19 protein-coding genes are annotated in these 22,296 nt (G+C 42.1%); 13 read left to right on the top strand and 6 right to left on the bottom strand.

Going from position 1 to position 22,296, the window contains the following annotated elements:
- Positions 1 to 56: 56 nt before the first annotated feature.
- Both JMX95_RS13375 and JMX95_RS13370 read right to left on the bottom strand, forming a co-directional pair.
- Entirely contained in the window at positions 57 to 2,855 is a 2,799-nt protein-coding gene (locus tag JMX95_RS13375; protein WP_201561059.1) for a M66 family metalloprotease, read from the bottom strand.
- Between the two features lie 209 nt (positions 2,856 to 3,064).
- On the bottom strand, positions 3,065 to 4,606 hold the full coding sequence (locus JMX95_RS13370) for a YihY family inner membrane protein (RefSeq protein ID WP_201553401.1): 1,542 nt from the start codon (positions 4,604 to 4,606) through the stop codon (positions 3,065 to 3,067).
- A 418-nt stretch (positions 4,607 to 5,024) separates the two neighbouring features.
- Between JMX95_RS13370 and wrbA the strand changes: the two genes are divergently transcribed.
- Positions 5,025 to 5,642 (top strand): NAD(P)H:quinone oxidoreductase, encoded by a 618-nt coding sequence (gene wrbA, locus JMX95_RS13365; RefSeq protein WP_060490546.1) that lies wholly within the window; start codon positions 5,025 to 5,027, stop codon positions 5,640 to 5,642.
- Between the two features lie 62 nt (positions 5,643 to 5,704).
- Positions 5,705 to 6,181 (top strand): hypothetical protein, encoded by a 477-nt coding sequence (locus JMX95_RS13360; protein ID WP_201553402.1) that lies wholly within the window; start codon positions 5,705 to 5,707, stop codon positions 6,179 to 6,181.
- 90 nt (positions 6,182 to 6,271) lie between these two features.
- On the opposite strand, the gene JMX95_RS13355 is transcribed toward JMX95_RS13360, so the two are convergent.
- The gene (locus JMX95_RS13355; protein ID WP_045446684.1) at positions 6,272 to 7,042 is read right to left on the bottom strand and encodes a DUF3108 domain-containing protein; all 771 of its coding nucleotides are present in this window, start codon (positions 7,040 to 7,042) and stop codon (positions 6,272 to 6,274) included.
- 549 nt (positions 7,043 to 7,591) lie between these two features.
- Here JMX95_RS13355 and JMX95_RS13350 point away from each other — a divergent pair.
- The 3 genes from JMX95_RS13350 (at position 7,592) to JMX95_RS13340 (ending at position 11,837) form a co-directional block, all read left to right on the top strand.
- Positions 7,592 to 7,885 (top strand): co-chaperone GroES, encoded by a 294-nt coding sequence (locus JMX95_RS13350; RefSeq protein WP_041757514.1) that lies wholly within the window; start codon positions 7,592 to 7,594, stop codon positions 7,883 to 7,885.
- A 105-nt stretch (positions 7,886 to 7,990) separates the two neighbouring features.
- Positions 7,991 to 9,640 carry a chaperonin GroEL gene (gene groL / locus JMX95_RS13345; protein ID WP_109591437.1) on the top strand — a complete coding sequence of 550 codons (1,650 nt, stop codon included), beginning with the start codon at positions 7,991 to 7,993 and terminating at the stop codon, positions 9,638 to 9,640.
- A gap of 583 nt (positions 9,641 to 10,223) precedes the next feature.
- The gene (locus JMX95_RS13340) at positions 10,224 to 11,837 is read left to right on the top strand and encodes a hypothetical protein (protein WP_201553404.1); all 1,614 of its coding nucleotides are present in this window, start codon (positions 10,224 to 10,226) and stop codon (positions 11,835 to 11,837) included.
- Positions 11,838 to 11,941: 104 nt separating this feature from the next.
- Here the strand turns inward: JMX95_RS13340 and yaaA are convergent, their stop codons facing one another.
- The gene (gene yaaA / locus JMX95_RS13335) at positions 11,942 to 12,742 is read right to left on the bottom strand and encodes a peroxide stress protein YaaA (RefSeq protein WP_201553406.1); all 801 of its coding nucleotides are present in this window, start codon (positions 12,740 to 12,742) and stop codon (positions 11,942 to 11,944) included.
- A 466-nt stretch (positions 12,743 to 13,208) separates the two neighbouring features.
- Between yaaA and JMX95_RS13330 the strand changes: the two genes are divergently transcribed.
- The 6 genes from JMX95_RS13330 (at position 13,209) to JMX95_RS13305 (ending at position 17,868) form a co-directional block, all read left to right on the top strand.
- Complete coding sequence (locus JMX95_RS13330) at positions 13,209 to 14,366, top strand: Re/Si-specific NAD(P)(+) transhydrogenase subunit alpha (protein ID WP_201553417.1); 1,158 nt, start codon at positions 13,209 to 13,211, stop codon at positions 14,364 to 14,366.
- A gap of 74 nt (positions 14,367 to 14,440) precedes the next feature.
- Positions 14,441 to 14,821 (top strand): proton-translocating transhydrogenase family protein, encoded by a 381-nt coding sequence (locus tag JMX95_RS13325; protein WP_025652231.1) that lies wholly within the window; start codon positions 14,441 to 14,443, stop codon positions 14,819 to 14,821.
- The gene (locus JMX95_RS13320) at positions 14,818 to 16,215 is read left to right on the top strand and encodes an NAD(P)(+) transhydrogenase (Re/Si-specific) subunit beta (RefSeq protein ID WP_101212071.1); all 1,398 of its coding nucleotides are present in this window, start codon (positions 14,818 to 14,820) and stop codon (positions 16,213 to 16,215) included. Before JMX95_RS13325 ends, JMX95_RS13320 begins: the two co-directional genes overlap by 4 nt.
- A gap of 174 nt (positions 16,216 to 16,389) precedes the next feature.
- Positions 16,390 to 16,953, top strand: a complete 564-nt coding sequence (locus tag JMX95_RS13315) for an acyl-CoA thioesterase (RefSeq protein ID WP_201553419.1) — start codon at positions 16,390 to 16,392, stop codon at positions 16,951 to 16,953.
- A 130-nt stretch (positions 16,954 to 17,083) separates the two neighbouring features.
- Positions 17,084 to 17,293, top strand: a complete 210-nt coding sequence (gene iscX / locus JMX95_RS13310; protein ID WP_021812734.1) for a Fe-S cluster assembly protein IscX — start codon at positions 17,084 to 17,086, stop codon at positions 17,291 to 17,293.
- A gap of 74 nt (positions 17,294 to 17,367) precedes the next feature.
- Positions 17,368 to 17,868, top strand: coding sequence for a GyrI-like domain-containing protein (locus JMX95_RS13305; protein WP_201540912.1), 501 nt, complete (start codon positions 17,368 to 17,370; stop codon positions 17,866 to 17,868).
- A 90-nt stretch (positions 17,869 to 17,958) separates the two neighbouring features.
- Here the strand turns inward: JMX95_RS13305 and dapE are convergent, their stop codons facing one another.
- Both dapE and JMX95_RS13295 read right to left on the bottom strand, forming a co-directional pair.
- Positions 17,959 to 19,173 (bottom strand): succinyl-diaminopimelate desuccinylase, encoded by a 1,215-nt coding sequence (gene dapE / locus JMX95_RS13300; RefSeq protein WP_201561058.1) that lies wholly within the window; start codon positions 19,171 to 19,173, stop codon positions 17,959 to 17,961.
- A 98-nt stretch (positions 19,174 to 19,271) separates the two neighbouring features.
- The gene (locus tag JMX95_RS13295; protein ID WP_201561057.1) at positions 19,272 to 20,027 is read right to left on the bottom strand and encodes a 2OG-Fe(II) oxygenase; all 756 of its coding nucleotides are present in this window, start codon (positions 20,025 to 20,027) and stop codon (positions 19,272 to 19,274) included.
- Between the two features lie 129 nt (positions 20,028 to 20,156).
- Between JMX95_RS13295 and JMX95_RS13290 the strand changes: the two genes are divergently transcribed.
- Complete coding sequence (locus JMX95_RS13290) at positions 20,157 to 21,032, top strand: 23S rRNA (adenine(2030)-N(6))-methyltransferase RlmJ (protein ID WP_045446718.1); 876 nt, start codon at positions 20,157 to 20,159, stop codon at positions 21,030 to 21,032.
- A 42-nt stretch (positions 21,033 to 21,074) separates the two neighbouring features.
- Complete coding sequence (pssA, locus tag JMX95_RS13285) at positions 21,075 to 21,977, top strand: CDP-diacylglycerol--serine O-phosphatidyltransferase (RefSeq protein WP_227676082.1); 903 nt, start codon at positions 21,075 to 21,077, stop codon at positions 21,975 to 21,977.
- Positions 21,978 to 22,296 lie beyond the last annotated feature (319 nt).

The following is a 22,296-nucleotide window of genomic DNA, read 5'->3' as shown; positions in this document are numbered from 1 at the left end:
GAATAGGTCATTTGTTATTCTGCCATTTCGCTTGTTTTAAAACGATTGTATCTTATTTAAAAAGAACTGACTATATCATCCGTCGATACTGGCTGTTTTTGCAGACTATCTACGATTAACGGTAGATTATTACCAGCGGTTGCTAAGATAAAGCTTGGGTTTTTGGTTAACGTTGTCCATTTCTGATTCCAGCCACCACTACAATTGTAAGTAATTAAGCTTCCGCGATTATCTACTAAATTACCAGTACGCAAATCAAAGCATTTGCCACCTTGTTTGATTTGGTCAGTACCGTTCATCTCCCAAACTTGCGCTGGCGAGTCCAAGCTACAAGTGCCTAAAACGACCCAAGAACCTTGTTCCGTTAAACACTGATCTAATGCCATTTTGCTGTGAATTTTACCTTTAAGATCGTAAATCCACTGTTCAGAGTCATCACCAGTACAGCCACTTGGGCCGCTAATAAAGCTATTTAACTTACCACCTTCTAGAGTTTCAACTTTAAGGCAGTTGTTGCCATTACGGATAGTAGTCATATTATCTAAAGGTTTGTCATCTTGTAGCTCTAAATCTACAACAAACTTTTGAAATTCGGTAAGTGCTTCAGGCTCTTTTTTGATTAAATCCGTACGATAGACATTGACCCAACGGTTTAGACGATTTAGAGTTTCTTGCTGCTTCTCATAACGCTCTAATGTTTGGAGTGCTAAAGGGCTAAGCTCATCACGATACTCTTTATAAGAATCATATAATAACTGACCGTTGGCGTCTAAACTAATAGTCGAATTTTCTGCTTGAGCAAGAAGTTTCTGCTCTAAGGTTGGCAATTCTACCTTTCTTAGTGCCGTATAGCCCTGTTCTTTACCAAAGGTAACCGCGGGTTTAATCGCATCACTATATTGACGAATATCAATGGTTGAGAGCTGTACTTGTGCTTCATTGACCTTTTTACAGTACAAATCTACTTTTTTCGGATCTTCAGCGATGGCTAAATTGATATGGAATTTATTGGCATTACCATTCATTCGATTAGGAGCCAACGCAATATCATTAATCGTGTTATTACTATAAGTAACGCTTAACCAGCAGCTTGCTGATTCAAGTGAGTTATTCGGTGTCGGTAACTCAAAGACGTTGCCCCAGTTACCACGTGCTTCTGGATAAATGATGCCTTTTTGCGCGACAGGGTCATAACCGCCTAAAATGGTAAATACTGGCACGCCTTGTAAGCGTGGTTTTAAGTAATTACCGTTGGCACTGTTGTACCAAACGTTTTTGGATTCTTTCCACACTTTAGGCTGGATGACTTCCATCTTTCTAAGCTCAGCATTCCATTTCTTATAGCCAGTTGGTGAGTCAGCGTCAAATACTGCTTTATCAAATGCTGGCTGTATCTTAATTTTTGTACTATAACCCGTATAGTGAGTATAGTTTGAATAAGCGCCACTCTGTGATCCACCAGACATCGCATCGCGACCATAGCCATAGGTGGCTAAGAAAAGAGGTTTACCAGTGAGACCATCACCCTCGACCTGTCGTGGCCAGTCTAAGTTGCTGCGCATTTTGTTTCTGACGCCATTATAGCCCCAGCCACTATTAGCATGATGCTCGGCCCAAAAGAAATCGCCGTTCTGTTCACCAGGATAATGACTCAAGCCATAATGATGACCGATTTCGTGGCTGAACTCATTACCTTGAGAGTCGATTAGGGTCAACATACCATTACCGCCGCTTAAGCCGTGGTTATATTCACCATTCTTATATTTACCGCGAGCGTGATGCGCATTGACGTTTTGGGTCAATTGCGGTTGCTCTTGACTTTGCATTGAAGCACTGGTGACGCCCCAATTGGCTAAATTAATGCCAACACCAAAGGTTGATTTCGCGGTGTTTTCGCGCATATCACCAGCATAAACGCCAGCATCATTTGAGTCACTGATTGAATCATAAATAGTGCCATTGGCGACCATTACTCGTTCGAGCTTCATGTCATCATAGCTAGCAACGGTCATTTGTGCTGCTGGAATGGTTTGGAAGTAGTCTGAACCCGCTCTTTCTGGATCGCGTAGCATATAATGACCCCAAGATTGAGGTGCATCCGTTAACATGCCCAGACGGATATTGGTCAATACCAACTCACCAGGGGCGGCAAAATCTATGTTATCTTCTGACAATTCACCGCTACGATTTTGGTCATCCACAATGCGAATTTTGAGACCACCTTGTACCTCATCCCAGTTGAGTTTGGTTGACCAAGCACGCTTACTGTAAGCAACGCGTGCGCGCTGATCAGTGTTAGTCTGATCCGTGTCTGGGATTTGAGTCGGATCGGCTAAATTGACAGTTCGTAATAAAACCCCGTCTTTGTAAATTTCAGCCGCTAATTTATTAATGTCACCCATTTCAAGCGTAGGCGTCACTAATAACAGCGCCTCTTTTTCTGCCGTCAGGCGCGGCATGTTTTTTGCTTCGTTACCCTGTGGATCAACGGTATGATTCTGCCCAAACTGTATCATCGCTTGAAAGTCGCCAACCAAGTCTGGACGAATAGCACGAATTTCTCCCGCTCTACCATCGTGGTCAAAAAACCCTAATAAATAAAAATCAGCAATATCCTTTTTTGGTTCTGGATATTTAATAGGCGTACTTGGTTCAAGTGGCGTAGCAGGAATACTCGTTACCGGTGGCTTAATAGGCGTACTTGGTTCAAGTGGCGTAGCAGGAATACTCGTTGCTGGCGGCTTAACAGGCGTAGTGACGGGTGGTTTAACAGGCGGCGTTTCTACTGGTAGATTAATGGTTGGTGGTACAAGTGATGATGTGCTGCCATCACCTTCACCACAAGCAGAAAGCATAATGGATACGACACAAATGCTTAGCGCTGTTACTGGGAATGCTATTGTATTTTTCAAGTTATTGCCCTAATAAAGTTTAAGGCAATATAACAGCTGTGTTAGCATCTCGTACGACTTTTGTTCGATAGATAATAATAAGTTCTATTATAACCTCTAGTGAAAACTAATTTTTATTATTCAATATACCTCACTCATTACTAACGCTTTTCTTAATTCGTTTTTGGGTTATCTGATTCAGTAATGATATCGCCTTTATGATTAAAGAGATTACCATTGGTTTTAGTTTGAGAGTCATTCAAATCTTTAGGAATAAGAATCTCATTGTCCCGCTCATCGCATTCAATATCACTGTCTTTATCATAAGCTATTGGGTCAAAGTGTGGGGTGTCTTTGTTCGGCTCATTCTTGTCTAATGCTGCAGTGGTTGCCGAGGTTTTTCTAAATAAATTTGATTGACCGCCTTTGATGCCTTTTCCATTAGAATCAGCTTTTTTACGTGGCTCACTATTGGCAAAAATAGCATTTAACGGTAGATCTAACTGTTGCTTGGCATAAGCTTCCGTATTCTCAAAACGATTGACTAGCAAGCTAAGCCAAGGTTTTTGATCCTCTGGCCCCATCTCATCTAGCTCATCTTTGATAGGCAAGGGATAAGGTAGCGTGCGATAAAAATCCCATAATGTCATTTTGCTCAAATCTCTCTTGAGCACATAATCATTATCTTCAGTCATGGTGATTAAATTGCTGTCTTGCAGATAATTAATATAGGTATACCATTTTGGTAGCTCTTTGCGTCCTAGCACATTACGTAGCGCTTGTTCGCTTACCGCTTCCCCTTTTAAATGATGGGTATAAACGAGGTTTAGCATATCAAGCAAACTTAGCAGAGGGTGGCGTGGATAGACCTCTTCAGTCTCAAAAATCGTCAAGGTATAGCTAATCTCAACACCTAATAGAATTAAATTCCAAGACAAATATATCCATAATAAGAAGATGGGCAGTGCCGCAAAAGCCCCGTAAATCGCTTCATAACTGGTGAAGTTTGCCATTACTGTACCAAACAGGTGCTTCATCAGCTCGAATACGATAGCGACGAAGAGACCAGCAATGGCTGCATTTTTTGCGGGTACGCGGGCTTTTGGAATGAACCAGTACATACCAATAAAGCCTGCGACAGTGATACCAATGGATACGGCTTGTACCCAAAAAGACCAGTCAATGCCATAACCAGCAATTTGTCGATTTAAAAAACTCAAGCTTTGTACCGCGCTTGAAGCAAGAAATGCCGTACCCAGTACTAACGGTCCTAACGTGACGATGGTCCAGTAGCGCAGCATACTTTTCATACCGCCAGAGCGATTTTCTACCCGCCAGATTTGGTTAAATGCGCGCTCGATGGTTGTTAACGTCATAATGGTCGTAAAAAATAACACCATCGCCCCAATGATGGTTAGATTTGAGGATTTTTCAGCAAAGCTATTGATGTACTCACTGACCTGCATGCTTGATTGTGGTAGCAAGTTACTATAAATCACTTCATATATCTGTGCTCTAACGGATGCAAGTGCTGGTACAGAAGATAGGATCATCAATAAGACGGTTAGGACGGGTACAATTGACAACATAGTCGTGTAGGTCAGCGATGCCGCTTTTTGCTGGCAATTGTCTTCAAAAAAGTGCCGAGTCAAGAATCGTAAAAATTGAAACCAGCGTTGATGTAAAAACGGGATTTTTTTTGATAAATTTTCCATATCGACCATTTAGCAGGTGTTTGAGTGACAGTAGTGTAACAAAAATATGCTGTTACCATCTGCGGTTTAATTGTGTCAAAATGCACGGCAGCAACCTCTCTAGCAGGTTATTAGCGACAATTTGTACCAAGGCTGTTTGCATGTCGGTGAATGACTGGGGCATAATATATGCCTATATTGCGGTATCTGTCACAGATTATGTATATAGTCATTCCACTATAAAATTATTACAGCGTTAACCTCGATTGAAGTATTTAATATACATCTACACTCGGTTGCGTTGTACTATTTTTAAATTGAATCAACTATAGCTACATAATAAGTAAGGTTTTATGCTAAAGAAATAGACTGCATAGAAGCGGTTGTAGATGATTAGAATCAACAATAACATTAATGGTTTTATGAGGAAGTATTGCTAATGAGTCAGACCGCCCCTTATGTTTTGGTGCTCTATTATTCAAATTACGGTACGACTAAGACATTGGCTTATGCTATCGCTCAAGGTATTGAGGATGCTGGTATGACAGCCCGTATCCGTACTGTACCAACGGTTGCACCCGAGACCACGTCGAGCAAGCCTGCAATACCTGATGAAGGTGACTTATATTGCACTATGGACGATCTAAAAGACTGTATGGGTTTGGCGCTTGGTAGCCCGACGCACTTCGGTAATATGGCTGCTCCCATGAAATATTTTTGGGACAATACGGTCACTATTTGGCTGGCAGGTAATTTACAGAACAAACCTGCTGCTGTATTTACTGCGACCGGCTCGATGCACGGCGGTCAAGAGACGACATTGCTGACCATGATGTTGCCGTTGATGCATCACGGCATGATCCTTGTTGGTGTGCCTTATGCTGAGCCTGCGCTTAATCGTACTCATCGTGGTGGCTCGCCTTATGGTGCCAGCCACGTGAGTGGGGCGTTGCATGATCAACCCGTCTCAGCTGATGAGCGCGAGTTGGCTATCGCCCAAGGTCGCCGCTTGGCGATTAGTGCTACTGCATTGGCGCAAGCTAACTGGACTCGCTAAGCGGATTTTTATAGCATGCAAGGTCTTATATAACGCTATTAATTAGGAAGTAAATATATCTAATGGTCACTAACCGCTCCGATAGTGAGATAAGCGCACCAGCCAAAAAATCTGCCAAAGCTGCTAAGCTTAAAAAGCCAATTACGCCCATTCGTCAGCACTTGATGGTGACTTGGCTGATTTGGTTGGTTTATAGACTGCTTGGGTTACCTATTTTTATCAATGTTTTTAATCCCAGTAGTCCTGATGTCATTGGCGGTATCGCCTGGCAAGCATTATGGCTAGTGCCAGCATTTATTTTGACGCCCGCGATACTACGTGGTCGTTCGCCATATGTGCTATTGATAGGCAGTATGCTTACCTTGGTTTATTTGGGGGCGAGTGGTGTGGTGCTGTTTACCCGCGTTTACGGCAGCAGCTGGGCAGAGATAGTGGTTTATTTGCTTGATTTCGTCTTATTACTGGCAATCAATATTTGGTTATTTATTCTACTAAAGCGTCTTCCTTCAATGAACAACGTCGTTAAGCAGCCACGTTAGTTGATTTAGCGAAGTGTAAGGCATAAAAAAGCGGCGCTCTATTTAGAGCGCCGCTTTTTTTATGCTATTTCTGCTTATTTAATAAAAAGCTTAATTTACTTTGGTTAATTCTAAATCCATCTTTTTGCCATCATTAATTTGGCTAACTTTTACTGGTAGGTAGTCTAAGCTTGGTGCCAGCCAAAAACTGGTAGAACGACTATTGTCATCGTGGATACGGTCGACACGTACGGTATCAAATGTGCCAGCTGGAACGGTAATCTTGGTGTTACCAGATTTTTTAAAAGGGGTTTTCTCTATTTTGTCTTTTTTCGCCATGTAATAGTTACCAGAGAATTTACCGTTCAGTAAATCTTGGCGAATTTGCACTTCCAAACTTAAATCATCAAAAGCTTGTTGTGCCATGTTCATGGTCGTTGATTTGCCTTTATAGTTACTCACCACCTTTTTACTGCTTGGATTAAAGTCTAATTTGTGCGTACGACCAACGCCTAATAGCTTATAAGTGGTGCTGGCTTGAGTCGGAATGACATTATTACCGTTGATGGTAAAAGTGCTGTTTTGCGAAGCGCTTGCGACACCTGCCACCCGAGCATTGACATTATATTTCCAAGTATTACCTGATTTGTTAAGCGTGCGAGTAGCCGTGCCTTTATATTTGTCTTCAACAGTAAAGCTGTAGTTAGCGCTTGAAGGTTCGATATTCTTTGCGCTGGCAAGGGTAGGTGCAGTCATACTTATCGCTCCAATCGTAGCAATACTGGCCCCAGTGGTTAGGGCGGTTAAAAACTTAGACTTGCTGCGTTTGGTATTATTAGTATCGGTTGTTAATGACTTTTGATCGTTTGATAAAAAACTCATGGACATTCCTTAATTGCTATTTATGGCATTGCTTATAACTATTGTTGTTTTCTTAAGAACTATAATGGTCATGTCCTGCTATCTTTTCAAGAGTGCCAGCTGTCCCTGTGGTGTTGCTAGTGTAGTCAAGGTTGCTGGCATCGAGCGCGATATCATCAGGCGTCACTTACTGTAACTTGAGTAAGCAGGAGTAAGTTAATCGGTCAGTTGTAAATGATATGGGGTAGCTTAACTAATCCAATTCAGTATTGAAATTTAGCACTCATATGGCTGCTTTTAAAATCTTGCTAAGGCCTTTAATACGGTGCAATTCAATCAAATGACTGTTCATAAACGTCATTACCAACTAAATAATCCACGATATGCAAAATTCTTGTAAATTTTTGGGCTTTACACTTGAAGCTAACTCACTTTGCCCCCACTTTTTGATACAAGCTCAAAGCTTATCTTTAGAATGCTGTTTTAAGCAGTAGTGCCTATAGATATTGGTATTGAGACCATTAATTCAAATAAACCCTTATTGCAAATAACCAAATTATTGGAGACATATTGATGAATATTCGTCCTTTACATGATCGCATCGTTGTCCGCCGCATAGAAGAAGAAACAAAAACGGCTGGTGGTATCTTGCTTCCTGGTTCTGCTCAAGAAAAACCTTCACAAGGTGAAGTGCTAGCAACTGGTAACGGTCAGATTCGTGACAACGGCGAAACTCGCGCGTTAGATGTAAAAACTGGCGACAAAGTCTTGTTCGGTCAATATGCTGGTCAAACCGTGAAAGTTGACGGCGAAGAACTATTGATTATGAAAGAATCTGATGTATTGGGTGTGTTAGAAGGCTAGTCCTTTTTGAGTATTTTTATACTCAGCGCATTTTGACAACATTATTTAAAAATTATTGAAACATTTAATTGCATTCTCATACTTATAATAGTGGAGTAATTTAACATGGCAAAAGACGTAAAATTCGGCATTGATGCCCGTAAACAAATGATGGATGGCGTAAACATCCTAGCAAATGCAGTACGCGTAACCCTAGGTCCTAAAGGTCGTAACGTGGTTATCGATAAATCATTTGGCGCGCCTACCATCACTAAAGATGGTGTTTCAGTTGCCAAAGAAATCGAGCTTGAAAACAAATTCGAAAACATGGGCGCTCAATTAGTCCGTGAAGTGGCTAGCCGCACAAATGATGTTGCTGGTGATGGTACGACGACTGCGACCGTATTGGCGCAATCTATCTTGCAAGAAGGCATGAAGTCTGTTGCTGCTGGCATGAACCCAATGGATCTAAAGCGCGGTATCGATAAAGCGGTTCGTGCAGCTGTTGAGCAGATTCATTTGCTAGCTACACCAGCTGACGATTCAAAAGCGATTGCCCAAGTTGGTTCTATCTCTGCCAACTCAGACACCAAAATCGGTGAGCTAATTGCTCAAGCGATGGAAAAAGTCGGTAAGCAAGGCGTTATCACCGTTGAAGAAGGTTCAAGCTTCGAAGATACCTTAGAAGTTGTCGAAGGTATGCAGTTTGACCGTGGGTATATCAGCCCGTACTTTGCGAACAAGCAAGACAGCTTAACCGCTGAATTTGAAAACCCATATATCTTGTTGGTTGATAAAAAAATCAGCAATATTCGTGAAATCGTGCCATTACTTGAGCAAGTGATGCAGCAGAGCAAGCCATTGCTAATCATTGCTGAAGACGTAGAAAACGAAGCTTTGGCGACATTGGTTGTCAACAACATGCGTGGCGGCTTGAAAACTTGTGCAGTTAAAGCACCAGGTTTCGGCGATCGTCGTAAAGCCATGCTTGAAGATATCGCAACGCTAACGGGCGGTACTGTGATTTCTGAAGAGATTGGTCTAAGTTTAGAGACTGCTACTCTTGAGCAACTTGGTACGGCGAAAAAAGTCACTGTCGGTAAAGAAAACACCGTGATCGTTGATGGCGCTGGTAACTCTGCTGACATCGAAAACCGTGTTGAATCTATCAAACGTCAAGTTGAAGAATCAACGTCTGACTACGACAAAGAAAAGCTTCAAGAGCGTATGGCTAAACTGGCTGGCGGCGTTGCCGTTATCAAAGTTGGCGCTGCGACTGAAACTGAAATGAAAGAGAAGAAAGATCGTGTTGACGATGCGCTCCATGCGACTCGTGCCGCGGTTGAAGAAGGCGTTGTACCTGGTGGTGGTGTTGCCCTAGTTCGTGCAATGAATGCATTGTCTGAGCTACGTGGCGATAACGATGACCAAAATGCTGGTATCAATATCTTACGTCGCGCAATGGAAGCACCATTACGTCAAATCGTAACCAACGCTGGCGAAGAAGCATCAGTAGTAGTGAACGAAGTGAAGAGTGGCAGCGGTAACTACGGTTACAACGCAGCTTCTAGCGAATACGGTGATATGCTAGAGATGGGTATTCTTGATCCAGCTAAAGTAGCTCGTTCAGCGCTAGAAAATGCAGCATCTGTTGCAGGCCTAATGCTAACGACCGAAGTCATGATTACTGATTTGCCACAAGGTGATGACGGTATGGCTGGCATGGGCGGTGCTGGTGGAATGGGCGGTATGGGTGGAATGGGCGGCATGATGTAATTTATGCCTCGACTAAACTTGTACGACGTTGTTAACCTCGCTCGATGTACTATTAGTACAATCTTCACTTGGTCGCCTAGTCGTACTGCTTTAGTCAATCCATAAATCGCTTTTCGCTAGAAGTATGATTTTGTCATAACGTTTATTTGATCATTAGAAGCTCTGTTATCAGAAGATAGCAGGGCTTTTTTTTGCCTAATTTTTATAGGGCTACTCATTGGTATATGAGGTAATTACGGTTTTATATAGATTCATTCTATAGTGTTGGATAAGTGTTTTATGCTTGGGAAGGTTGTCAATTGACAGACATAGTGAGGGCGTTGCTGTTTCTTAGACTTAGTGGTGAAACTTTACCTGCTATTTACTCATGGTCTTTGATGCATTTCTAAAAACTTCAATAAATAAAATACCAATTAGATCGACAAAATCGACCTGACATTATCAAAAGTATTGAATATATAAAGTTTTTTTATATATGTTATTATTTAAATGTATTTAATGGACTGATACTTTATCAAAGGACAATTGAGCACGTGTTATGGCTGCTTAGCCACAAACTCTTGTGCAATTCAAGGTGATGATGATGAAAAAAATTAGGCTTGGGATTCTTGTAGAAGAGGAAACATTGGCATGGTATAAGTTCAAACCATTAAAATCTCTCGTCGATGAAGGCAAGGTTGAGGTTTGTATTGCTGTCCAACGGGATAAAAAACAAGCATCTCACATGTCTCGTCTGTCCAAAGTTATTCCTTCCATTAATCAAAAGTTATTTTCTTTTCTTTCTCGAAATAAGAGTAATACCAAGCGTTATTCTATTCATGACTTGGTGGCTAATGGTACGATGCCCATCGTAATATCAGTAGTAAATCAGGATAAAATTTATGATGAGATTGAGGATTCAGTGATTGAGAAACTTGAAGCCGCCAATCTAGATTATCTGGTCAAATTTGGTTTTCGAACCTTAGCAGGGAGAATTCTGAGTGTTTCAAAAAAAGGTATTCTCTTATTTCGTTACGGCGATGAAACCAAACAAAGACGCGGATCAGCATTGTATTGGCAGTTTGCCGAACAATGGGAGAATAGTGTAGTCACGCTACATCTGTTAAATGAGCGTCTTAATGGTGATAAAGTCGTTGGGAGAGGGTATGGCTCTTTATTTTACTGGGACTATAATTTAACCGAGCATAAATTAAATGGTGTCGCAGCATCTATATTGTATTGGTATTTCCATAAAAATAAAATTGGCGTTAAAAATGGAAATTCGACGAATTTAATGCTTGACGATGCAATTTATGAAGAACCCCAGCAACTGACTGCCATACGGCATTTGATGAGTTTTTTTAAAAACTATACGATAAAGACTTTCTATAAGAGTCTTTATCACAATAACTGGAGTATTTTGATTGGTTCTATTGATCAGTCGATGCAAACATATACTGAGCTATTGCCTGAAAAAGGATGTTTTTGGGCTGACCCTTTTTATATTGAGCGAGATTCAAGGCGTTATATATTTTTTGAGAGCTTAAATTATAAAGAAGGTATCGGCCGTATAGAGTGGGTGGAACTGGATGAGCACCATCAAGTTATCAATTCTGGACCAGTCGATTTAGGTATTAGCTCTCATTTAAGCTTTCCTAATGTATTCGAGCATGAAGACGCTGTATATATGATTCCAGAAGCCGCCAAGACCAATTGTATCAACCTATTAAAAGCGACGGATTTTCCGCAGAAGTGGGAAAAAGTTCATGAATTGGTGTCTGGGGTTCAGGCAGCAGATAGTGCCGTTATTGAGCACAATGGCATATGGTATCTTTTTACCACGCATGGTTCAATTTCAGTCCTTACAATGGATTTGGAATTGCATATTTATACGTCTGATAAGTTGGAGTCAGATAACTGGACCATTCATCCCTCGGCGCCTTTAAAAATTGACGTGCGTGGGTCACGATTAGCAGGTGCATTATTTAAGAGAGATGGTCAGCTGTTTCGTACGGCTCAAGATGGCACTATTAGGTATGGGCGTAGAGTGGCTTTGTATCTGGTAGAAGAGTTGACACCGACATCTTACAAAGAAACCTTTGTGCATTATATCGAACCCAATTGGGAAAACGAGATCGATCGTCTTCATACCTATAACGTATATGATCAAACTGTCGTACTTGATGTCTCAAGAGATAAGTTGCGCTTTACCGTATAATCATTGAGAGGTTTTACGGCAACTGGTGATAATATTCTGTCGAAAAACCCTGATAGGCTGAGCTTATCGGGGTTTATTTATACAAATTAGATATTTTTTTAAAACTACTGACTGGCTGCATCCCGTCTAAACGTCCACGTTTTATCATCAGAAGCGGCTTCACAGTAATAATATCCCGCCAAATCAAACTGCTTTAGCTGCTCAGCATTGGTTAGCTTATTATCAGCAGCATACTTCACCATCAGTCCGCGTGCTTTTTTGGCATAGAAGCTAATCACTTTGTATTGACCATTCTTTTCATCTTCAAATCGTGGCGTGATAACTTCCGCATTCAGCGCTTTCTTCTTGACCACTTTGAAATATTCATTTGACGCCAGATTAATCAAAATCTTATCATCACTATCTGCCATACGTGCATTAATAATGGCAGTTACTTCCTCGCCCCAAAACTCATAAAGGTTATCGCCACGTTCATTTTTCAGTTTGGTACCCATCTCTAAACGATAGGGCTGAATTAAATCGAGCGGTTTCAGTACGCCATATAATCCAGACAAGATACCCAGATGCTTATTGACGTAAATGGCGGTGTCTTTATCCATATGATACATATCAAGTCCAGTATAAACATCGCCATCGAATAGATAACCTGCAGGTTTGGCATTGCCTAAAGTAAAGGGCTTATCGTTGCTCCAACGCCACTCTTGATTGCGCTTGGCATTGAGCTGTGCCAAATCATCAGAGATGCCCATCAGTTCTTGTAAATCAATCGGTTCTTTCGATTTTAAGTTTTTCATCAATGCTTGTGCATGTTCGATGAGCTCTGGTTGACTATAATATTTGTCTAAGTTCACTGGCACCGCATCTTTCTCATTTAAAGATTTGGCAGGGGAAAGTAAAAAATACATCGTCATTCCTTATTATAGTGAGTCAATGGGTATTCTATTTATGTATCAAGTTTTCTTATTATACGATATGCAGCATTGTATCTTGACCTACCCGTCGTTATTTCGTGTTTTTTAACGTTACCCTTAAAAAGGACAGATATTTGAGTGATATAAGCCGATAGCTTGTTAAGTCTAGCGTTTAATTGAAAAGGAAAAATTTTTAATATAACAATAAAAGTTATGCAGATGGTGTAAATGCCTAACTTTTTATTTTACTTGTGGGTCATCATTAGGCAATGAAAGTTAGCGGACGTTATCTCTATAATAAAAAGGCATGATGGCAAATTCGCTATCATTTATTAAATTGATAATCTTTGGTGGTTAATGTTAAACCAATAGTGACCAAAGGTTTTTTTGTCCCCTGTGCTTTTTAAACGTGCGTTGAGGGTATTAAAGGTAGTCATTAAGACGTAAGTAAGGAGACGGTATGAAAATCGGTGTAATCAGTGCAGATATCGCGAGCGAGAGTCGCGTAGCGCTAACCCCAGACGCGGTCAAAAAATTGCGTAAGCTTGGGTTTGAAGTCGTCATACAGTCAGGTGCAGGTCAAGCAGCGTATTATGCTGATGAGTTGTATCAGGCTGCTGGTGCCGATATTGCCAATAGCAGCGCCGAGGTAGTCACCCAGTCTCAGATTATTACCACGGTGAATGACTTGCCTGCTGCGGTGACAGAGAGCCTAACAACGGGTCAGATCGTCGTTGGTATGCTCGACCCCTATCGTAATAGCCAGCTAGATACTTATGCGGCTAAAGGCGTTACTGCCTTTGCCATGGAGCTATTACCACGCACCTTGTCGCGCGCACAAAATATGGATGTATTGTCTTCACAAGCCAACCTTGCTGGTTATAAAGCAGTACTACTAGCTGCCAACGAATATTCGCGTCCGTTCCCGATGTTTATGACCTCAGCCGGTACGGTTAAACCTGCCAAAGTCGTCATTTTAGGTGTCGGTGTTGCAGGTTTGCAAGCCATTGCAACGGCGAAGCGTTTAGGCGCCGTCGTTGAAGCCAGTGATTTACGTCCGACTGCTCGTGAGCAAGTAGAGTCATTAGGTGGTAAGTGGCTTGATGTGCCGATGAGTGCAGAAGAAGCTGAGACAGCTAAGTCCACAGGTGGTTATGCTTGGACACCATCGGAGCAATATGTCAAAGACCAAGCAGCAGTGGTTGACAAAGCATTAAGCAATGCTGATATTGTCATCACGACTGCGCAAATTCCTGGTCGTAACGCACCACGCTTGGTGCACGGAGCCACGCTTGCCAAAATGAAAGCCGGTTCAGTGCTGATCGATATGGCAGCTGGCACGGGCGGCAACGTCGAAGGCAGTGTGCCTGATGAAACCATCACCACGGCCAATGGCGTGCGTATTGTTGGGGCGGCCAACATCCCATCGCAACTGGCAGCACAGTCTTCAGATTTATATGCCAATAACCTTGTTAACTTTATCACAACCTTAATTGCTCCTGCCGCTACAGATGACGCTCCAGCAACTAAACTGGCACTGAACTTAGATATGGAAGATGAGATTCAGGGCGCACTGGCAGTGACGCATGAGAGTCAGGTACGCCTCGCTAAGCGCTAGGTTTTAACCGCCTGTCACTTCACTATTTGTCACCATACATTTGCCAGACACGAATAAATTTTTAGGAGGATTAGATGATTGCCACTGTTTTAGCTGCAGCGCCAGCCGGTGCGGCCATGAGTAGCACACCATTTGTAGCGATTTTTACCGTATTTGTGCTCGCTATTTTTGTCGGATATTACGTCGTTTGGGGCGTCACGCCTGCATTGCACACGCCATTAATGGCAGTGACCAATGCTTTATCTAGTATTGTCATCGTTGGTGCGATGCTACAGACTGTCAATATTGACGGCGCTATGTTTACCCCAACCAGTTTGCTAGGTGCGTTTGCCGTATTTTTAGCCAGCATTAACATATTTGGTGGTTTTGCCGTGACTGAGCGTATGCTTGCAATGTTTAAACCCAAAGCAAAAAAAGCCCCAGTGGTAACGACTGAAAGCGGAGGCGACGCATGAGTGATTTAACAAGTATGATTGCAGCCAATGCTGACTGGTTTTATCTAATCGGTGCCATTCTTTTTGTCTTGACCTTACGTGGTCTATCTAGCCCAAAAACCGCCATTCGTGGTAACCGTTTTGGTATGGTGGCCATGGCGATTGCCGTTGCAACGACATTCTTCTTAGCGGAAGGCCCTGTGCTTTGGTTGATTGTTGGTGCCATGGTGTTAGGTGCTATCGTCGGTATGTGGAAGGCAAAAACGGTCGCAATGACTCAGATGCCAGAAACGGTTGCTTTAATGCATTCATTCGTTGGTTTGGCAGCTGTTGCCATTGCTCTAGCAACGGTACTTCATACTGAACAACAACATGGTACGGTTGCCCGTTTAGAATTGTTCATCGGTTGCTTTATTGGTGCGATTACTTTCTCAGCGTCTGTCTTCGCCTTTGGTAAATTGGCAGCGAAGAGTTGGGCCAAAACATTGGTCGGCGGCTGGGTCAAACCCGTGCAAGCTATCTTGTTCATTGCGATGATTGGCTTTGGTATCGTCTACTTTATGACTGATTCATTGCCTGCTTTCTACGCGATGGCAGTACTGGCGGTGGTATTCGGTTGGATGTGGATTGCCCCAATCGGCGGCGGCGACATGCCAGTCGTTGTGTCTTTACTGAACTCGTTCTCTGGTTGGGCGGCGGCCGGTATTGGTTTTACCCTCGGCAACTCGATGCTCATTATCGCCGGTTCGCTCGTTGGTTCGTCAGGTGCAATCTTGTCTTATATCATGTGTAAAGCCATGAACCGCTCATTACTTAACGTATTGTTCGGTGGAATGGGTACGGCAGCTGTGGCAGCAGGTGGCGATGATGGTGCACCAAAGAATTATAAAGCTGGTTCAGCAGAAGATGCTGGCTTCTTGATGGCCAATGCCAGCAACGTGGTGATCGTACCGGGTTATGGTATGGCGCAAGGCCGTGCACAGAATGCGGTAAAAGAGCTATATGAGCTATTAAAAGAAGAAGGTGTCAATGTTCGCTTTGCGATTCATCCGGTCGCTGGTCGTATGCCAGGACACATGAACGTGCTATTGGCTGAAGCGGATGTGCCGTACGATGACATCCTTGAGATGGATGAGATCAACTCAGACTTCGCCAGTACGGATGTGGTCTTGGTCATCGGTGCCAATGACGTGGTCAACCCTTCTGCAAAAGAGGATCCAACGTCGCCAATCTTTGGTATGCCCATCTTGGAAGTGACCAAAGCTCAAACAGTGATGGTTATCAAACGTTCGATGAGCACGGGTTATGCAGGGCTTGATAACAGCTTGTTCTACATGGACAAAACTATGATGATCTTTGGTGATGCCAAGAAAATGGTAGAAGAGATGGTACGTAGTATCAATGGTGCTCATTAATCGCTAGAATCGGTTTTTGAATACGAGCTTTCAAATATAAGATTTCAAATAAAAAAGTCACTGAGGTGGCTTTTTTTGCGTTAAGGTAGGCAGCATTTATACTCAATCATTGTTTATACCAAGTACATTTATACAAAATAGGTTTGTACAAAATAAAAGTTAAGAGGGTTATTTATGAATATGTTGATACGCTTTTTTATTATGGTCAGTTTGCTAAAACAGCAACTCAAGCAGCAATCAGTGAGTGAGCGGCTGAGTATTGAGCTCTTGATTGCACCGACGGTTCGTCACTATCGAGTATTACCGCATGACATGGGCTTTCGCGACCACTTGCCTAATTATCGTTATTTGTCTTTTATTGAGCTAAACATTACTCGCTGGCTGATGACGTGCTGTCATCAAAAAGGTATTAAGCCATTAAATTGGGTTATCGCCATGCAAGAAATGGTTTATTTAAAAGAAATTAAATTTTTAGATAAAATGACGGTGAGTAGCACTCTTACGGGCTGGGATAAAAAATACGTTTATTTTGAAACGCGCTTTTTTGTAAAAAACCAGTTGATGGGCGTTGGTATGACTAAGTTTATATTGACCAATAAAAAAGGCAAATGTGCGCCAGAGATATTGGATATGATAGGTGAGCGGTTGAATGAGGTCATTGATTCTTGGAATCAGCATCAAGTGGCGATTAAATCTGCCAAGTCTGCTGAAACGAGTAAAACAACAAGTGCGGCATAACGAACTTGTCTACAATCAATGGGCGAATTTTGATAGGATAGCGGTTATTAAGTTGCCAATCAAATCACCAGTCAAATTGACTGCTGATTTGATGAGGTGTATAAAAATGATTAAAAGTTAAGGAGCTATCATGACCCCGCAAAAATTAAAATGGACAGACAGCTTAGATATCGCTATTGAGCTGTATGAGAAGTTTCCAGAGACCGACCCGCAGTACATCCGTTTTACTGATTTACATCGCTGGGTGACTGAGCTTGAAGGTTTTGATGATGATCCACAAAAATCAAACGAAGGTATCTTAGAAGCGATTCAGATGAATTGGATTGATGAAGCAGATTAGATTTATACCCTGAAGCGCTATTTTTAATACTATCTCAAATAGAAAACTGAATAAATATATAGGACTTACAGATCATGACTTCACAAATTAAAGAGTTACCTGAAGCAATAACTTGTAAAGGTATTAGCGTTCGTACGACCAATAACGCTGAGATTAGCGAAGACACGGCGAAACTGGGTCGTTTATGGCAAAAGTTTTACCAAAATCATGCCAGTGATCTGCCTAAAGGCGAAGACATTTATGGTGTCTATCATAACTATGAGAGCGATGATTTGGTCGGCGCTTTTGACGTGGTTGCCAGTTGGAAAGTAGCCAGTGAGCAAGAGCCATCAGACAGTGAAGATATGTCTAAGGCTGCAAACCTAGTAACAGTAGATATTCCTGCAGGAAAGTATTTGGTATTCTCTGAGCAGGGTAGAATGCCATACACGGTGATGAATGCTTGGGAAAAGGCTTGGACCTATTTTAATGATCGCAGCTGTGAACATACCCGAACTTTTGATGTCGATTTTGAGCATTATATCGGTGGTAATCTAGAGTATGGTCAAGTTGATCTCTATATTGGTATTGAGTAAAATTAGTATTGAATAAATCAGTCAAAATAATAAAAAAGCGCCAAGTCTGCTATCAGACTTGGCGCTTTCTTTGCTTACTTCAACGAATGATTAATTTAGTAGCAGGTTCTCTAAAATCCCTTCATAAATCTGCGCAAGCTTGCCTAAGTCATCGACTTCTACCTTTTCATCAACTTGGTGAATCGTCGCATTTCTTACACCAAGCTCAACGACTTGTGCACCCGTTGGTGCAATAAAGCGTCCATCAGATGTACCGCCTGATGTAGATAGTGTCGTGTCAGTATCAGTTACCTTTTTGATCGCTTTTTGACAGGCAGAAACCAATTTACCTTCAGGGGTCAAAAACGGCTGACCAGATAATTTCCAATGGATATCATAACTGGCCTTACTATTAGTAAAGTATTTGTCAAAGATAGCATGCGTTTTTGCTTTTAGCTCATCTTCAGTGGTTTCCGTTGAAAAGCGGAAGTTGAAGATAACTCTTAACGTCTCAGGAATGACGTTGGTGGCGCCTGTACCGCCATTGATATTAGAGATTTGCAGTGAAGTCGCAGGGAAGTAGTCATTGCCACTATCCCAAGTAGCGGCAGTCAGTTCTGCCAAAGCTGCCATCGTTGCATGAATAGGGTTGCAAGCTAAATGTGGATATGCAACATGACCTTGTTTGCCAGTGACCGTAAGTTCCGCACCCAATGAGCCGCGGCGACCGTTTTTAATGATATCGCCGAGCGTATCCGTGCTCGATGGTTCGCCAACAAGACAATAAGTGATTTTTTCATTGCGGGCTTCTAAGGTCTCTATGACTTTGACCGTGCCATTAATAGACGGGCCTTCTTCATCTGAGGTGATTAAAAAAGCAATAGAACCATTGTGCTTAGGATAATTAGCGACGAAACGCTCGGCAGCGACGGTAAAAGCCGCAATCCCCGTTTTCATGTCAGCTGCACCGCGAGCCCATAGGTAACCATCAGCGATGGTTGGCGTAAATGGCGGATACGTCCAATTGCTTTCATCACCCGTAGGCACAACGTCGGTATGACCAGCAAAACAAATAACTGGATCAGTGGTACCACGGCGCGCCCATAGATTTTTGACTTCAGCATGTTCGCCGCTTTGATCTCTATCGCCAAAATACATAAATTCGCAGTCAAACCCAGCTTGTGATAATCGTTTTGACAAGATATCTTGACAGCCATCATCATCTGGTGTGACGGAGGGACGCTCAAGTAGCGTAATACTTAAATCTAGCGTTTGCTGCTGATGGTTTTGTTGTTGATGAATGGTTTGTTTATTAAAGTCCGACATGAATAAACCTTTTTATTATAAATTAAGATGATGGTTTTTTAAAATTGGCAGCCACGATACAATACAATCAGTCGTTGCTTGTTACTTGCTAATGCGTTTTAAATATTGTCTTCAACAAAAGGTACCAAACCATCACGGCGCATCCACGTCGCGATAGAGTAACGCTGCCGATGGGCAATTTGCACTTGATGTTTTAGGTCACTGTCAAATATCACCAATCTATTGGCGACAGGCATGACGTTATGATGAACGCCATGTTTATCAATGATTTCTAGTGCGCCGCCGTCAGTTGGTTCCCATTCATCATTGAGATAAAGCACCGCAGAGATAACGCGTTCATCACGCCCAGCTGGATTGTCACTATGCCATTGATAGCCAAAACCCACTGGATAGCAAGCATAATGCGCTTCACTGTGGCGAATACCGGCAAATAAACTGCGATTGAATAAGGCAGCAAGCGCATTGATACTTTGCAAATAATAATACCCAGCAAAGAAGTTTTCTGTAATCCAGCGGATGCGATCACCGCGAATATTACTGACACGAATCCCAGCCGTCAGCTCTGCGTCACGATAGTCAATAAAACCACTCTCTGCTTGCAAGGCTAACAGCGCTTTCGTTTCAAAGACCTCATCAATAATGATCCAACCATCATCAATGAATATATCCAGTTGTGAATCAGTCAGCTTATCTTGCCAACTGATATCAAAATCAGACTGTTGTAATACGTGCTGAGTCAGTGGCTTTTGGCTTGGATCATCACTATGTGGAAACAATAATGGTGGATTATCTTCTCCTATTGGATGATCGATCACCAACTTTGTCACATCAAGATTGCTAATAATCTCTGTCATTTCGTCTCACTATGGTCAGTTAGCTGGCAATACATAGCCAATCAATGCCTTTTTACCAAAACCATCGTTATCTTTTACTCTGCCTATGCTACCATAGATGTAATTTTTCTTATTTAAACTTTTGAGATTATGAACTATAAACACGCCTACCACGCTGGTAACTTTGCTGATGTGGTTAAACACATTTTATTGGTACAACTCCTTAATCAATTGGGGCAAAAAAACAAACCTTTTTATGTGCTTGATGCTTATGGTGGTCGCGGACTGTATTCACTGAGCAGTGAAGAAGCGCGCAAGACAGGTGAGGCCAAAGGTGGTATCCAAGCGTTACTAAATGCCAATACCGACAAGGCACCCGCTGCTGTCAAAGATTATATGGAAGGCATTAAGCAAGCGCGTTTCACTTATGACAATAAAGTCTATCCTGGTTCTCCTTGGTGGGTTGCCCATCATATCGAGAAAAATCCAGATGCGGGCGTGCGCGGTGAAGCTTTTGAAGCCAAAGCTAGCGAATATGATGCGCTAAATTATCAGTTGCACAAGTTACCCATTGGTATACAGCATCGTGATGCCTTTGAAGGTATTACCGCCGTTATTCCGCCAAAAGAAAAGCGTGGTCTGATTTTTCTTGATCCGCCTTATGAGCAAGAGCACAAAGATTTTACCCGCCTTATAAATTTACTCGTTGCTGCTTATAATAAATGGCCACAAGGCACTTATGCGCTTTGGTTCCCTATTAAGAACGTTGAAGCCGTTGAATTGTTTTATAAAAAACTGAAGCGTACTGAAATGCGCCGCCAGTTGGTTTGTGAGCTGAATATTTATCCAAATGATGTGGCGGTTGGTCTTAACGGTACAGGTTTACTGGTAATCAATCCACCTTGGCAATTTGATAATCATGCACGTGAGATATTACGCTTCTTACAGCCTGCATTAAAAGTGGCTGATGCTCCAGACTTAACGCCTGATAGCGCAACCAATGTACGCTGGCTAGTCGGCGAATAACCATGTTAGTGAATAACTATGCCGGCAAATAAGGATATTGAGATGACTAACGTGCAATCACCTAAAGACGAATCAAATCATCCGCTTCTAAATGATGGATTGTTACAAGACAGCGCAGCCGCCCAGCCGCCCTTTGTCGATGAGCATGATTTCAATATTCGCTTAGCGGATAATGAGAGTTATGATGGCTTGACCTTTGAAGTGATTGAAGCAGAAGTTGCTGAAGGGCAGCGAGTAGTCAGTCGCGGTGTCTATTTAGCGCCAAACCTAATTACAACCTTGTCACTGCTATCTGGCTTTTATTCGATTTTAGCCAGTACGCAAGGCGAGTTCTACAAAGCTTCTTTAGCCATCTTTTTGTCCGCTATTCTCGACGGTGCTGATGGGCGAGTGGCGCGTATGCTTAATGCGCAAAGCCCCTTTGGCGAGCAATATGATTCGCTTGCCGATATGCTGGCTTTTGGTGTTGCACCAGCGATCTTAGTTTATAGTTTTGCGCTACAGCCGTTAGGTCGCATTGGCTTGGGCTGTGCGTTTGTCTTTACCGCCTGTGCCGCCTTCCGTCTCGCACGTTTTAACGTTCAGGTCGGTATTGTTGATAAAAAATACTTTGTCGGTTTGGCCAGTCCACTTGCTGCTATATTAGTAACGGCAGCCGTTATGGTCGCTGTTGACCATAATGAATGGGTTGGGCAGTACGATACGGCAGTCATATTCTTATTTGCTGCTTGGGTGGTGATTTGTGGTTTACTGATGGTTAGTAATGTCAAATACTATAGCTTTAAAGAGTTTGATAAAAAGAAAGTACCTTTTGTAGTTCTAATAATTGGTGTGTTGGTTATGAGTATTGTGCTCTATGATATACCTGTTGGTATCTTGGCGATTGGTATTATTTATGCGTTATCGGGTATTGTTACGACGATTAAAGCAAAAGCAAATTTTTAGAATTGATTGTTCGTGTCATATTAAGGAATTTACCGTAGGGTAAGTTCCTTTTTTTATACGCTTTATATATCAAACCGGCTATCAGTGTATTCATCACGATAAGATAAAGAAAGACCAGCTCATTTTTTAGATAATGATCATTGATAACGACTTGTTAAAGAAACCCACATGATTGAGATGAAATAAGCATGCTTATTTACGAGCTTACCTCAGCCCAACGCAAAACCCCGTAGACTGCCATTCAGTTAAAGCAAAAGTAGTGTCGCCATCCTGCTAATTTAGTTTAATCACCAAGTTTATTTAAATTAAGCTAAAATAG

Source organism: Psychrobacter sp. NC44, assembly GCF_904846655.1.
In the GTDB taxonomy this organism is placed as follows: domain Bacteria; phylum Pseudomonadota; class Gammaproteobacteria; order Pseudomonadales; family Moraxellaceae; genus Psychrobacter.
The sequence above is the reverse complement of the archived record's forward strand: the minus strand, read 5'-3'. Positions and strand labels throughout refer to the sequence as shown.